General features: G+C 69.3%; 11 protein-coding genes and 2 pseudogenes. 8 read left to right on the top strand and 5 right to left on the bottom strand.

Annotated features, from left to right (window positions below):
- The first annotated feature begins 18 nt into the window (after positions 1 to 18).
- From ACR2FV_RS18355 to ACR2FV_RS18330, 6 genes and pseudogenes are all read left to right on the top strand, one after another.
- Positions 19 to 464 (top strand): annotated as a pseudogene (locus ACR2FV_RS18355) (ISL3 family transposase).
- Positions 465 to 612: 148 nt separating this feature from the next.
- On the top strand, positions 613 to 1,275 hold the full coding sequence (locus ACR2FV_RS18350) for a hypothetical protein (protein WP_434017152.1): 663 nt from the start codon (positions 613 to 615) through the stop codon (positions 1,273 to 1,275).
- A gap of 38 nt (positions 1,276 to 1,313) precedes the next feature.
- Positions 1,314 to 1,604, top strand: coding sequence for a hypothetical protein (locus ACR2FV_RS18345; RefSeq protein ID WP_434017151.1), 291 nt, complete (start codon positions 1,314 to 1,316; stop codon positions 1,602 to 1,604).
- Positions 1,605 to 1,764: 160 nt separating this feature from the next.
- The gene (locus ACR2FV_RS18340; RefSeq protein ID WP_434017150.1) at positions 1,765 to 3,426 is read left to right on the top strand and encodes a hypothetical protein; all 1,662 of its coding nucleotides are present in this window, start codon (positions 1,765 to 1,767) and stop codon (positions 3,424 to 3,426) included.
- Between the two features lie 371 nt (positions 3,427 to 3,797).
- Positions 3,798 to 4,064: pseudogene (locus ACR2FV_RS18335) on the top strand (ectoine/hydroxyectoine ABC transporter ATP-binding protein EhuA); the annotation flags it as partial.
- A 100-nt stretch (positions 4,065 to 4,164) separates the two neighbouring features.
- Positions 4,165 to 5,442, top strand: coding sequence for a hypothetical protein (locus ACR2FV_RS18330; protein ID WP_434017149.1), 1,278 nt, complete (start codon positions 4,165 to 4,167; stop codon positions 5,440 to 5,442).
- Here ACR2FV_RS18330 and ACR2FV_RS18325 read toward each other — a convergent pair.
- From ACR2FV_RS18325 to ACR2FV_RS18305, 5 genes are read right to left on the bottom strand one after another with little or no spacing between them, the layout of a single operon-like run.
- On the bottom strand, positions 5,395 to 6,102 hold the full coding sequence (locus ACR2FV_RS18325; RefSeq protein WP_434017148.1) for a class I SAM-dependent methyltransferase: 708 nt from the start codon (positions 6,100 to 6,102) through the stop codon (positions 5,395 to 5,397). The two genes, ACR2FV_RS18330 and ACR2FV_RS18325, sit on opposite strands and share 48 nt — an antisense overlap.
- Entirely contained in the window at positions 6,099 to 7,244 is a 1,146-nt protein-coding gene (rffA, locus tag ACR2FV_RS18320; protein WP_434017147.1) for a dTDP-4-amino-4,6-dideoxygalactose transaminase, read from the bottom strand. Before rffA ends, ACR2FV_RS18325 begins: the two co-directional genes overlap by 4 nt.
- Complete coding sequence (locus tag ACR2FV_RS18315; protein WP_434017146.1) at positions 7,241 to 7,990, bottom strand: sulfotransferase family protein; 750 nt, start codon at positions 7,988 to 7,990, stop codon at positions 7,241 to 7,243. Before ACR2FV_RS18315 ends, rffA begins: the two co-directional genes overlap by 4 nt.
- Complete coding sequence (locus tag ACR2FV_RS18310; protein WP_434017145.1) at positions 7,987 to 8,937, bottom strand: glycosyltransferase family 2 protein; 951 nt, start codon at positions 8,935 to 8,937, stop codon at positions 7,987 to 7,989. Before ACR2FV_RS18310 ends, ACR2FV_RS18315 begins: the two co-directional genes overlap by 4 nt.
- A 34-nt stretch (positions 8,938 to 8,971) precedes the next feature.
- Entirely contained in the window at positions 8,972 to 10,456 is a 1,485-nt protein-coding gene (locus ACR2FV_RS18305) for a hypothetical protein (protein WP_434017144.1), read from the bottom strand.
- 117 nt (positions 10,457 to 10,573) lie between these two features.
- On the opposite strand from ACR2FV_RS18305, the gene thrS reads away from it, so the two are divergent.
- Together thrS and ACR2FV_RS18295 are read left to right on the top strand one after the other, a co-directional pair.
- Positions 10,574 to 12,547, top strand: a complete 1,974-nt coding sequence (gene thrS, locus ACR2FV_RS18300; protein WP_434017143.1) for a threonine--tRNA ligase — start codon at positions 10,574 to 10,576, stop codon at positions 12,545 to 12,547.
- Between the two features lie 99 nt (positions 12,548 to 12,646).
- Positions 12,647 to 13,885, top strand: coding sequence for an MFS transporter (locus ACR2FV_RS18295; protein WP_434017142.1), 1,239 nt, complete (start codon positions 12,647 to 12,649; stop codon positions 13,883 to 13,885).
- Positions 13,886 to 13,888: the final 3 nt, after the last annotated feature.

The raw sequence follows: 13,888 nt of genomic DNA, 5'->3' as shown, positions 1-13,888 counted from the left end.
CGGTTCCCCGACAAGACCATCGCGGCCAAGTACAAGGGCTCCCGGTGGGCGCTGTGCAAGAACCCCGCCGACCTGACCGAAAAGCAGGCAGCCACCCTGGCTGGCCTGCGCAAACAAGGTGGGGCGCTATGGCGGGCCTATCAACTCAAGGTGGCCCTTCGGGCGATCTTCGCCGACGACCTGGACCCTGCCACGGTCATGGACCTGCTCGCCCGCTGGTGCTCCCGGGCACAACGCTCCCGGCTGCTTCCTTCGTCAAGGCTGCCCGCACCATCCGCAGACACGCCGACGGCATCGCCGCCGCCGTCACCCGCGGGCTGGCCAACGGCCGCCACGAGGGGCTGAACAACAAGGCACGCACGATCACCAAACGCTCCTACGGCTTCCACACCCCACAAGCCGCCCTGGCCCTGATCATGCTCGCCTGCGGACCCATCAAACTCGACCTCCCCTACCACACCTGACCTCAACCACATCGATGTCAGGAGAGCCCGAAAAACACCAGCCACCCAGTGAGGCTCCGCCTCTGACCGCCGAGGGTGGGGCTGGCGCTGTGTGGTGGGTGCGGGCCAGTCTGGGGTGATGGGAACGACGACTGCTGCGACGGTGACGGTGAATGAGCTGTTGGAGGGGCACGTAGCGCTGGATGTGGAGTGTCTGGATCGGGTCTACCTGAACGGGTATGTGCCGAATCTGCAGGTGAGCGGTCAGGTGGTCTCGTTCATGACCGCTCATCTGGGTTTCCCGATCCCGTCTCCGGCGATCATGGAGCGGATCGGCACCTCCTTCCGGCGGCGGGTGTCCTCGTTCGCGGGGGACAACGAGGTCCCGGTGGTCAGGTTCACCAAGGGTGATCGCAAGCAGGAGGTGATGCGTCCGCACCTGCAGCGACAGGCTGCTACCGGTCGGTCCGGGGTGGCCGCGATCGGGGTGGCTCAGGAGTATCAGAACGTGTTCGCTGCCACCCAGCGTGCCGATCGTGGCGAGTCTGGCAAGGCGGTGTGGTTCAACTTCGCCAAGGCCGATCGTCGGGTGACCTGCTTCTACTTCTACTTGTGGGATGTCGACTTCGGGCCGGCGTTCATCAAGGTGTGCGCCTATTTTCCGTACCCGGTCAAGGTGTGGCTGAACGGGCACGAGTGGGCCAAACGCCAAGCCGACCAGGCCGGGATCGGGTTCACTGAGCTGTCCAACGGGTTCGCCAGTTGCACTGACCCGGCCGGGTTGCAGGCGATCTGTGACCGTCTTGGCCCGGCGCCCTGTGTGTCGGACTGAACGCCCTCGGATTCACCAACCGGAGCCTACGTGCCCAGGTGAGCCATCTGCTGGGCACGGCCTACACCGTCAACCAGGCCAGCTACGACCTTGCCCGGCTACGCCTCAACGGGTTGATCACCCGCCGCCCGGGCACCAACACCTACGACCTGACCCTCGAAGGTCAACGGGTGGCGATCTTCTACACCAAGATCCACGACCGAGTACTCCGCCCGCTCATCGCCGCCGACCAACCCCCAGCACCCCCCGACCTGCGCCATGCGCTGGCCACGATCGACCAACACGTCAACAACCGCCTTGACCAGGCACGCGTGCCGAAGGCTGCCTGAAACTCAAGACAAACGCACGAGTTTGGAACCCCTAGCTTCGACAAACGCACGAGTTTGGAACCCCTAGCTTCGCTACGCCGGTCCCGGGGCTCCGCCCGGAACCGGTGGCCCCTTCGGGGCAACTCTGGTCACCGGGTGCGGGCGGTCGTACGTTTCGTAGATGGACGGGATCGATGGTTTCACCGCACGGTACGGGTCGTTGCTGTCCGGGTCGTATGACTGTGTGGACCGGATCGTGCTGAACGCGTACTACCCGCTGGGGCACAACCCCGGGGGATTCCGGACCTGGTGGCGCAGATGGCACGACGATGGCGACACCAGCCTGGACAACGCCCACCTGATGCGGCTGGCGGGGAGGTTCGCCCGTCGGGTCAAGGCCTGGGGGACGGCCAATGACGTGCCGGTGATCTTCTGCAAGGCAGGTGAGCGTAAGCACCGGATCGCCGAGGACTACCTGGCCCAGCACATGGTCGGCGTGGGAGTCTTCCTGGTCCTGGTCGCAAAGGCGCCGACGACGGTGTGGAAGGTCAGCCGCACGGGAGCCGGAGTGATCCTGAACCTGGAGAAGACCAGGCAGTACGTCAACCATTACTCCTTCCACATCATGGACCCGACCTGGGGCCATGTCACGATCAAGATGAGTGGTCACCCCCCGTTCGGAGCCCAGGTCATCCTCAACGGCCACGAGTACCTCGCCTGCGCAGCTCAGGCGGCCGGAATGAACTTCACAAAGGAGGGCAACTGTTTTACTCGTATCGAGGATCCCGATCGCCTGGCTCAGCTCGCAGACACCTTGTCCCAGCCCGGGACGATAGGGCGGCTGAATCAGGTCATCGACTCGTGGATCTACACCGCGTGTCTGTGCTTCGGCCTCGACCTGCAAGATCAGGCCCGCAGTGGATTCGGTTACGCCTACTCGGTCTACCAGGTCGAGTACTCCCGCAACCTGATCTTCGCTTCGGGCGCGGTGATGGAGCGTTCCTTCGACGCGGTCGTGGACCGCACCCGAACCCGACTGGACGTACCCAGGCTGCGCACCCTGTTCGGGGTCGGTCACCGTCCCCACCGAGCCGCTGGAGCTGACCTGTCACCTCGCCAGGCCGTCGTGATCGAGAGACCCAGGTGGAACCTGACCCTGTTCAAGGTCCACTTCGGACTGTTGACGCTCAAGGGTTACACCAAGGGCGAGCACGTACTGCGTTTCGAGGCGATCGTGCACAACACCAGGACGCTGCACACCCGCCGGGCGTTGGAAAACTTCCCCACCATCGTGGATCGACTGGCCGCCATGGTGGACCAGTTCACCACCATGCTCGACTGCGTCGATGTCGGCTTCCTACCCGACGGCATCCTGGATCAGCTGCCGACCCCGTCCCAGATCGGCGCCACCCGGGTCGGGGGCGTCGATGTCAACAATGCCCGTACCCGGGCCGCGCTGGCCGCGGTCTTGGCCCTGGCCGTTTCACCCCAGGGATTTACCGTCGCTGACCTCGCCGCCCAGGTCAGATCCCAGACCGGACAAAGCAAGGACGACTACACCGTCCGTCAAGCCGCCTACGACCTGCGCAAACTACGCGGCAAACAACTGGTCATCAAGCCCGGACGAGCCCGCCGCTACCGCGTCCCGGAACAGGCAGCCCGCACCATCGCAGCGCTGCTCACGCTACGGGACCAGATCATCGCCCCGATCCTGGCCGGCATCCGTCGGCCCGGGCCCGGTCGCCCACCCAAGACCTACACCCGGATCGACCGCGACTACGACCACCTCCGCGACGACATGCGCACCCTCTTCCAGGACCTGGCCATCACCACCGCGGCATAGACAACAAATTGTCGATCACATGCCGCAAGCGCCTAGACCATACCGTCACAGCCCCCCGTCGGGGCGGGACTGGCTCCTGGCCACAACCGCAAGATTCGGAAGACGCAGCAGCGCGCGATCGCCATCGCCGTAGTGCCCCCTGGCGGCAATGTCGGACGAGCGTAACCGTCCTCCGCGCGGCAGAAGAGTGCGTTTCGGTCGTCGTTGCGCAAGCGCTGTCCTGTGAACTACAGTTTACACATAGTCGAGGTTGGTCCGCGACGTTCGACCAGTGGCTACGCAAACTCAAGGATCGCCGCGCTGCAGCGAGGGTTCTGGTCCGGATCGACCGCTTGGTCGTCGGCAACGCCGGAGACGTCAGGCCCGTCGGCATGCAGCCGCGGCTAATGCTGTTCGACGAGCCCACCTCGGCGCTGGATCCAGAGCTGGTGGGCGAGGTGCTCAAGGTGATGCGCGATCTCGCGGACTCCGGGATGACGATGATCTCAGTGACCCACGAGATGGGCTTCGCCCGCGAAGTGGCCGACAGCGTGGTGTTCATGGACGGAGGTGTGATCGTGGAGTCGGGGCCGCCCCAACAGGTACTGGGTGATCCGCAGCACGAGCGGACGAGGGCGTTCCTGACTAATGTGATGTGAGCCGCCGGACCGGTCAATGGTCCGACGCGCTGACCGGGGTGGAGCGCAGTGTTCGTGGACCGGTCGAGGCGCCGGCCCCCGGCGGGCAGAATGACCCACGATGAGTCAGCCAGCCCCGGGACCTGCGCCCGCCCCCACCCGCGGCCGGCAGGACGCTGGGGTGCTGGCAGCCGGGTCACTCGTGGCGGGGGTTCTCGCCTACGTATTCTTCGCCCTGGTCACCCGCACCCTGGGGCCCGGACCGGCCGCACCGGTGGCGGTGCTCTGGGCCTGGTGGGGCTTCGCCGGTGCCGCCTTGACCTTCCCGGTGCAGCACTGGATCGCCCGCACCACGGCAACGAGCGCGGGGGAGGCGGCGGTGCGGCGTGGCGCCGGACCGGTGGTGGCCGCCGTGGTCGGGGTGTCGCTGCTCGCCGGGGCGCTGGCCTGGCTCGCCCGGGACCAGCTGTTCGGGCCGGAGGGTGGGCTGTTCGCGCTGTTGGTGGTCGGGGTCGGTCTCGGCTCGGGTCTGCTCGGGCTGCCCCGTGGTCTGCTCTCCGGTCGGCAGCGGTTCGCGGCGGTCGGCCTCGGGCTGGTCGCCGAGAACGGGGTGCGCTGCGCGGTCGCCGCCGCGCTGGCGGTCTCCGGCAACGACACCCCCGTCCACTACGGCCTGGCTCTGCTCGCCGGCTATGCCGTCATTGTGCTCTGGCCCGGAGCGCTGGTGCCCCGCCGCGCCGGCAGCGGTACCAGCACGGCTCCGCTGCGCTTCCTCTCCGGTGCCTCGGCCGGCCAGCTGCTGGCCCAGGCCACGCTGACCGGTGGTCCGGTGCTGGTGGCAGCCATCGGCGGCGCGGCGACCAGCGTGACAGCGTTGTTCGCCGGGTTGGCGTTGTTTCGGGCGCCCTACACGCTCGCGCTCGGTCTGGTGTCGGCGCTCACCGGTCGGCTCACCCGGCTGCTCGAGACTAGGCGTTGGGCCACGCTGAGGCGGATCCGCCGGGGTGTCGTGGTCGCCACCGTGGCGGCGGGCGCGGTCGGCGGGGCGGGGGGTGCCTGGCTGGGACCACCGGTCATGGAGCTGGTGTTCGGCGTCGGCGTGCGGCTCGAACCCGGCGACGCCGGGCTCGTCGCGCTCGGGACCGTCTTCGCGCTGGCCAACCTGGTGCTCACCCTCGGGCTGCTGGTCCGCGACCGCGCCGGTGCCATCGTCGGCAGCTGGCTGGCGGCCCTACCGTTCGGGGCGGCGGCCCATCTGCTGCTCGGGGGTGACCCGCTGACCAGCACCTGCGCGACGTTCCTGGTGATCGAGGCAGCGGCTTGGCTGGGGCTGCTGACTGCGGAGTGGCGCTCAGACCGGCTTGTCCGCCGCGAGCAGCACCGAGGAGCCGAAGGGTAGGTCGCGGTGGGGGAGCAGACGTGCCTCGGTCCGGGACAGGCCGAGCAGGAGCCGTTCCAGCGCGGGTGAGACCTGCGGCAGGGTGTTGTCGCCGGAGGTGGGACGCCGGACCCGGCGCCAAACGCGCTCTGCGGCGAACATCGGGAACACGCCCGCGAAGGCGTGGCTGGCGCGGCGAACGCAGAAGCCCGCCTCCTGCACCGTGCGCACCAGGCGCGGCCGCGTGTAGCGCCGGTGATGTCCGGCGCGCACGTCGTGGTCGGTCCAGGCCCACTGGTATGCCGGGACCGACAGCAGCAGCCGGCCGCCCGGCACCAGCACTCGGGAGAACTCGGCCAGGGCGGCCGAGTCCGACTCGCAGTGCTCGATCACGTCGAAGGCGCTCACCAGGTCGAAGCATTCGTCGACGAAGGGCAACGACAACGCGGAGGCGCAGACACCCTCGCCGGACGGCAGTCCGCGGGGGTCGAGGTCGACGCTGAGGTGCTGCGCAGCGTGCAGCCAGGACACACTGGGCCCGTCGGCGCTGCCGACGTCGAGCAGCCGTGTCGGCCGGCCGACATACTCACCGAGGGTGGCGCGCAGCAGGTCCGACCGAGCCCGGTACCACCAGTACTCCGGCTGCTCGATCGAGGACGACCCCGGTCGCAGTGACGTCACCAGACCTCCCGCACGGCGGCGACCAGCGCCGAGGCCACCCGATCCGTCTGGTCCTGCGAGAGGGTGTTGAAGAAGGGCAGCCGGATCAGCCGCGCGCTGACGTCAGTTGAGACCGGGCAGTCGGTGGGGCGAGCGGCAAACCGGCGACCTCCGTCGGAGTCGTGCAACGGCACGTAGTGGAACGTCGTCGCAATGCCCTGCTCGCGCAGTCGGGCCATGATCGGGGAGCGCGTAGCGGGGTCGGGCAGCAGCACGTAGAACAAGTGGTATGCCGGGTCGCACCCCGCCGGGACCACCGGCAGTCGCAGGCCCAGCTCGGCGGCCGGTCCGGCCAGCGCCTCGGCATACCCCTCGAAGACTCGTCGTCGACGGGCCTGGATCGACTCGGCTTGCTCCAGCTGGCCCAGCAGGTAGGCCGCGAGCACGTCGGACATCCCGAAGGAGGAGCCGGTGTCGCGCCAGGAGTACTTGTCGACCTGGCCGCGGAAGAACGCCTGCCGGTCGGTGCCCTTGTCGTAGAGGATCCGCGCCCGCGCCGCGTCGTCCGCCTCGTTCAGCAACAGGGCTCCGCCCTCGCCGCACACAATGTTCTTGGTCTCGTGGAAGGACAGGCTGGCAAACCGGCCGAGCCCCCCCAACGGCTCGTCGCGGTAGTGCCCGAAGAGTCCGTGTGCGGCGTCCTCGATCACGACCACGTCTGGGCGCTCGGCCAGCGATGCCCGGATCCCGGCGATGTCGCAGGCGATACCGGCGTAGTGCACCACGACGACGGCCCGCACGGAGTCGTCGAGCAGCTCGGCAAGGTGGTCGGGGTCCATCCCGAGGGTGACCGGCTCGATGTCGCAGAACAGGATCCGGGCACCCTGTCGGGCGAATGCCAGCGCGCTGCTGGTGAAGGTGAACGACGGCACGACCACCGTGTCGCCCGGGCCGAGCTCCAGCAGCATGGCGCTCAGCTCGAGCGCCGCGGTACACGACGTAGTCAGCAGCACCTCCTGCGCTCCGGTGACCTGACGCAGGATCTCCCCGGCCCGGGTCGAGAAGGTCCCCCCCGAGGAGGTGTGACCGCTGCTCATCGCCTCCTGGACGTGGTCCAGCTCGGCGCCGGCGAGCTCGGGGGAGTTGAACGGGATGGCGCTCACGCGACCCTCCCGACGGGCCACGGCAGAGCCCGGTCCAGCAGCATGGCCAAGGCAGCGTCGCTGTCGGCGTAGTGCTCGCGCAGCTTCGCGACGAGGCTGGGGTCGGGACGGTCGGCCGAGGGCGAGCTTGCGTTGACCCGGGCCCCATCGAGGTCGGGTCGGAACGTGTCGTCGACGCCGAGCCAGCCGTAGAGCGCGCCGACCCGGTCCGGCTCGGCGCGCATCTCCTCCAGGAACTGCACGTGCACCTCGAAGCGGTCGGTCCACCGGGCCAGGTCCTCGACATACCGGCCCCGGGAGACGTAGGCGAACGGTGACACCGATGACCTGCACCGGTCCCACTCCTGGGGTCCCGCAAGGTCGGCCCGCAGCGCCTTCGCCAAGGGCCGGTCCTCCACCCCGTGGTCGCGGCTGAAGCGCCAGTTGGACACGGCCCGCTCGACCGGGTCGCGCAGCTGGACCACGATCCGTGCCGGGCCCAGCGTGTCCGCCACCCGGGCCGGCGCGCCGGGGGACTCCAGGTAGGACGTGCTCTTCTCGCCGAACGCGATCTCCGTCGTGGCGTGTGCGAAGAGCTCCGAGCGGTAGGCATCGAGCCCGACAGTGCCGGGTCGCAGGAAGACCTTGGGCTCCGGGCGGGCGGGTCGGGCCATCGCGACCTCCGGGTGTGCGGCCAGCAGGTCGTGCAGCCAGGTCGTGCCGCAGCGTTGCCCGCCGATGACCAGGAAATGGCAGTGGCCGCTCACCGGCCGACCCGACGGACGACGTGGAAGGACTGGTCGTGGCTGACGGTGTTCAAAGTCCGCACGACATACTCGCCGATCATCGACAGCAGCGCGATGATCACCCCGGCGAACAGGGACAGCAGCACCATGATGGAGGTCCAGCCGGGCACGTTGACGTCGGCGACCAGCGCCCGCACCACGAGGAACCCGCCGAACAGGAAGCTCAGCCCGGAGACGGCGAAGCCCAGCAGGGCTGCGGCCCGCAGCGGCCAGGAGCTGTAGCTGAACAGGATGGTCAGCACCAGGCGCAGGATGCGCAGCAGGTTGTAGTTGCTCTTGCCGACCGGGCGCGGGTCGTGGCGCACCATGACGTTGGCGCGGTCATTGGAGAGCATCAGCGCCTGACCGGTGATGTAGGGGTAGGCCGTGCGGGAGGCGACGATCCGGTCCACCACGTCGCGACGCAGGATCCGGAAGTTCGAGACGACCAGGTCGGGGGGCTGGCCGAAGACCTGCCTGTTGATCCGGCCGATCAGCATGCTCCCGACCCGCCGGACCCCGGCCGCCTGCTTCTGCTCGAACTGCCCGAACACCACCTCGTGCCCGCCGCTCACGGCCGCCTCGATCAGGACCAACGCCTGGTCGGGCGGGTTCTGCAGGTCGTCGTCCATGGTGATCACGTAGTCACCGGTCGCCTCGGTGAGGCCGGCGAGGTTGGCGTAGTGCTGCCCGTAGTTCTTCATCAGGTCCAGCGCCACCACCCCGGGGATCGCGTCGGCCCGCTCGGAGATCACGTTCCAGCTGCTGTCGGGGCTGGCGTCGTTGACGCAGATCAGCTCGAACTCCAGGCCCGCCCGGGTGAAGGCCTCGACCACCCGGTCGATCGTGGTGCCCACGATCTGCTCGCTGTTGTAGACGGGAATGACGATCGAGTAGCGGAAGCTCGAGGGGTCGCTCGCCACGGTCATGGACCGGATCGTGTCACAGGTGTTTGCCGGCCGTTCACGGATCGCTGTCCAGGATCCGGGTCAGCCGGCGCAGCTGCTCCTCACCCAGGTTGCGATCGGCATACCAGGTGAAGCCCGCCGTCGTGCCGATGGGCCGATAGTCCCGCTGCAACACCGGCTCGATCCAGTCGTACCTGTCGGTGTAGTCCATGGTGACGAAGGTCGGGCGCCGTTGCGCCAGGTCGCTCGCCAGACCGGCCAGGCCTCCCGGCTCGGTCTCATCGACGTAGTCCTCCAGGCCCTGCAGGAACATCTGGTGCCGGATGGGGTTCCGCAGCCCGGCGAGCGCCAGGGGCTGCGGGCCCCCGATCGACTGCACCGTGGCATCGGGTCCCGCCTCCGCCAGCACGGCTTCGGTCTCCGCTCGCATGGGTTCCAGGACGTCCGGCGATCTGCTCCACGCCGTGAACCCAGCGGCAACAGATACGAGGATCACGTATGCCGTCGCCAGAGCCGTTGCGCCGCGGACCGGCAGCTTTCGACCGGCCGTCGCCAGCACGCCGCCCACCCCGGCCGCCGCCAGCGGCACCACGAAGACCGCGTCGGCCCACCCGTTGAAGACCAGCAGCGACCACCCCAGCGAGGCCACCGTGGCCGCGCCGACACCGACGACGGCCCGCCCAGCAGGATCGGTGGCACCGCGAGCCCGCCAGGCGAGCACCAACGAACCCACCAGGCCGATCAGCAGCAGCCACAGCGACCAACCCCAGGCGCGGAGCATCTCGGTCGGCAGCACCGTGACAAAGAGGACCAACCCGGCCTGGCGGGTGCTGGTCGCGTTGACGAAGAGGAAGCCCTCGAAGAATGCGCCCAGGGCGCCGACGACCACGAAGTAGCCGACGACCACGGACGTTGCGAGGATCCCGCCCAGCCCGAAGAGAGCCCACGCCCGCAGGGTGCCACGCCAGTGAACCCGCCACGGAGGCTTCGTCGCGGCGACCAGCGCGGCGGTCAGGCAGAGCCAGAACGCCGGCTGCCAGGTCAGGGTGGCCAGCGCCGTGGCGACACCGGCCCACCCCCAGCGGCGGTGCAGGACGGCGAGCAGCGCACAGACCACCAGCAGCATCATCGTGGTCTTCTCCCGGGGACCACCAACCGCGTAGAGCACGACCCCGCGCGAGGCGAGCATCGTCGCCGCTGCGGCGACGCCGGCGGCCCGGGAGCCGAACATGTCCCGGCCGAGCAGGTAGGTGAGCCACACTGCGAGCACGGTCAGCACGAACATCAGCGTGCGCATCGTGAGCAGGTCGTCGGTGCCGAGCAGCCGGGCGATCATCGCGCCGAAGCCGGGGACCATGTGGGCCAACGGCCCCGCCCGGTTGAGCACGCCGACATAGGGCGGCACCCCCTCGGCGAACTGCTGCCCCGCGTAGGCGTAGAGCGCGAGATCCCGCGAGAGCACCCCGCCGAAACCCTGCAGCAGGAAGACCGTGGCGCCGACAGCCGCCACGGCGGGTCCCCACGGGTCGACTCGGCGCACCGGGTGAGCCTAGGGCACAGGCGGGGTCCGCGTACCCCGAGCCGTATCGCCTCGATCGTGAGCGACCGGGCTGGCTAGGCTGGGGTCCCGTCCGTCTCACCCATCAGGAGCGCCCCCGTGTCCAGCCAGATCACCGTGACCGTCGCCGGAAGCGAGCGATCGGTGGACGCCGGGACGACCGCCGGCGAGCTGCTCGTGCCGGACCAGGCGGTGGTGGTATGCCGCGTCGACGGCGAGCTGCGCGACCTCACCCACCAGCCCGCCGGGGGAGAGGTGCTCGAGCCGGTGGCCATCGACTCGCCGGACGGGCTGGCCGTGCTGCGGCACTCGACGGCACACGTGCTGGCCCAGGCGGTGCAGCAGACCTTCCCCGAGGCCAGGCTCGGCATCGGGCCGCCGATCCGGGACGGCTTCTACTACGACTTCGACGTCGCCGAGCCGTTCACCCCCGACGATCTCAAGCGCCTCGAGAAGGCCATGCAGCGGATCATCAACACCGGGCAGACCTTCGCTCGCCGACCGGTCTCCGACGACGAGGCCCGCCGCGAGCTGGCCGCTGAGCCCTACAAGCTGGAGCTGATCGGTCTCAAGGGCGGTGCTGCCGACGACGCGGCCGACTGCGCCGAGGTCGAGGTCGGCGGGGCCGAGCTGACCGTCTACGACAACGTCGACCGGCAGGGGAGCGCCGTATGGGGCGACCTGTGCCGCGGGCCGCACCTGCCGACCACCAAGCTCATCGGCAACGCGTTCAAGCTGATGCGCAGCGCCGCCGCCTACTGGCGCGGCAGCGAGGCCAACCCCCAGCTGCAGCGCATCTACGGCACCGCCTGGCCCTCCAAGCCCGAGCTCACCGCATACCTGGAGAGGTTGGCAGAGGCCGAGCGACGCGACCACCGCAAGCTGGGCACCGAGCTGGACCTGTTCTCCTTCCCCGACGAGCTCGGCTCCGGCCTGGTTGTGTTCCACCCCAAGGGCGGGGTGCTCAAGCGCGAGATGGAGGACTACGTGCGGCGCCGGCACATCGAGGAGGGGTTCGAGTACGTCGGCACCCCGCACATCTCCAAGGAGGGGCTGTTCCACACCTCGGGGCACCTGCCGTACTACAAAAATACGATGTTCCCGCCGATGCAGTTCGAGGGCAGCGACTACTACCTCAAGGCGATGAACTGCCCGATGCACAACCTGATCTACCGCTCCCGAGGGCGGTCCTACCGCGAGCTGCCGCTGCGGCTGTTCGAGTTCGGTGCGTGCTACCGCTACGAGAAGTCCGGAGTGGTGCACGGGCTGACCCGGGTGCGCGGGCTGACCATGGACGACTCGCACTCCTACGTCGCCCGCGAGCAGGCGCCCGCCGAGATCCGGCACCTGCTGGAGTTCGTGCTGGGACTGCTGCGCGACTTCGGTCTCGACGACTATTACCTGGAGCTGTCGACCCGGGGCGACTCGGAGAAGTTCATCGGCAGCGACGAGGACTGGGCGGCCTCCACCGCGATGCTGGAGGCGGTAGCGCTGGGGTCGGGACTGGAGCTGGTGCCCGATCCGGGGGGCGCGGCGTTCTACGGCCCCAAGATCTCGGTGCAGGCACGCGACGCCATCGGCCGCACCTGGCAGATGTCGACCGTGCAGCTCGACTTCACCCAGCCCGTCCGGTTCGGTCTGGAGTACCAGGCGGCCGACGGCACCCGGCAACAGCCGGTGATGATCCACTCGGCCAAGTTCGGCTCGATCGAGCGGTTCATCGGGGTGCTCGTCGAGCACTACGCCGGGGCTTTCCCGCCGTGGCTCTCACCGGTGCAGGTGGTGGCCATCCCGGTCGCGGAGCCGTTCGAGGCCCACCTGCAGGGCGTCGCCGCGCAGCTGCGCGAGCACGGCATCCGGGTCGAGGTGGACACCTCCGATGACCGGTTCCCCAAGAAGATCCGCACCGCGCAGAAGTCCAAGGTCCCGTTCATGTTGATTGCCGGTGACGAGGACCAGCAGGCGGCGGCTGTGTCGTTCCGCTACCGCGACGGATCCCAGAAGAACGGCGTGCCGATCGCGGAGGCGGTCGCCGATATCGTGGCGGCCGTGCGCGACCGGGTGCAGGTCTAGGGCCCGGGTCCGGGAGGTGCAGGCGCAGGTGCGGGTGCGCCGGCTGGGCGCCGACGAGGCGCTGCTGGCCCCGGCCCCTTCGCCCTGCCACCGCATCCCGTGCTGAGCGCGGTCGAGCGGCTGCTGCCCGCGGCGCTGGGTCGCAACTTCCGCTGGCTGTTCCTCTCGGCCGCCTCGACCAACCTGGCCGACGGCATACTCCTGGCAGCCGGTCCGCTGATGGTCGCCTCGCTGACCCGCGACCCGTTCGCGGTGGCCATGGCGGTCTTCGCGCAGCGACTGCCGTGGCTGCTGTTCGGTCTGCTCGCCGGCACCGTCGTGGACCGGGTCGACCGGAGACGCCTGGTGATGGCCGCCGACGGGCTGCGGGCCCTGGTCATCGGGGCCCTGGCGCTCGCCGTCGCCACGGACCAGGTCGGGCTCGCCCTGCTCTACGCGGTGTTCTTCGCCGTCGGCACGGCCGAGACGTTCGCCGACAACGCCACCTCGACGTTCACCGTGACCATCGTGCCGAGGGCTCACCTGGGCGCCGCCAACGCGCGGATCTTCGGCAACGCCATGGTCACCAACCAGATGATCGGCCCGCCGCTCGGAGCGGCGCTGTTCGCGGTGGCCGGCTGGTTGGCCTTCGGCGGCTATGCCGTGCTCGCCCTGCTCGGGGTGGCGCTGATCAGCCGGATGCGGCTGCCCGACCGCATGGCGCCACCGGCCACCGGGACGATCCGCGAGCGCACGCGCGAGGGGGCGGTCTGGCTGTGGCGGCACCCGCCGGTGCGCACGCTGGCCCTGATGATCACCGTGTTCAACGTGACCTTCGGCGCCGTGATCGGTCTCTACGTGCTCTACGCCCAGGAGCGACTCGGTCTGGGCGAGGTCGGCTTCGGCGTGCTGATGTCGATGATCGCGGTCGGCGCGGTGCTGGGGGCCGGGCTCTACTCGGTCCTGGAGCGCCGGTTCCGCTATGCGACGCTGCTGCGGGCGGGGTTGGTCCTGGAGACCCTCAGCCACGCCGCGCTGGCGCTGAACCGCAGCGAGTGGGTGGCGGGCCTGATCCTGTTCCTGTTCGGCATCCACGCCGCCGTGTGGGGGACGACCTCCACCACGGTGCGGCAGCTGGCGGTGCCGGAGCAGATGCTCGGCCGGGTGACCAGCGTCTACCTGCTCGGCTCCCTGGGCGGCATCTCCATCGGCACCCTGATCGGGGGCGCGGTGGCCGCGCAGTGGGGGCTGCTGGCGGCGTTCTGGTTTGCTTTCGCCGGGTCGCTGCTCGCACTGCTGTGGCTGTGGGGGCCGATGCGGTATGTCGCGCGCGCCGCCGAGGTCGGTCCGCAGGCATGAGGA

Origin of the sequence: Ornithinimicrobium sp. (assembly GCF_051004135.1) — a bacterium.
In the GTDB taxonomy this organism is placed as follows: domain Bacteria; phylum Actinomycetota; class Actinomycetes; order Actinomycetales; family Dermatophilaceae; genus Ornithinicoccus.
This window is presented reverse-complemented; position numbering and strand designations above follow the sequence as displayed.

Bases quoted from the DNA above. Each gene is read 5' to 3' on its own strand.
- ACR2FV_RS18330 (WP_434017149.1), top strand. From the start codon at position 4,165: ATGAGTCAGCCAGCCCCGGGACCTGCGCCCGCCCCCACCCGCGGCCGG.
- ACR2FV_RS18340 (WP_434017150.1), top strand. From the start codon at position 1,765: ATGGACGGGATCGATGGTTTCACCGCACGGTACGGGTCGTTGCTGTCC.
- ACR2FV_RS18310 (WP_434017145.1), bottom strand. From the start codon at position 8,937: ATGACCGTGGCGAGCGACCCCTCGAGCTTCCGCTACTCGATCGTCATT.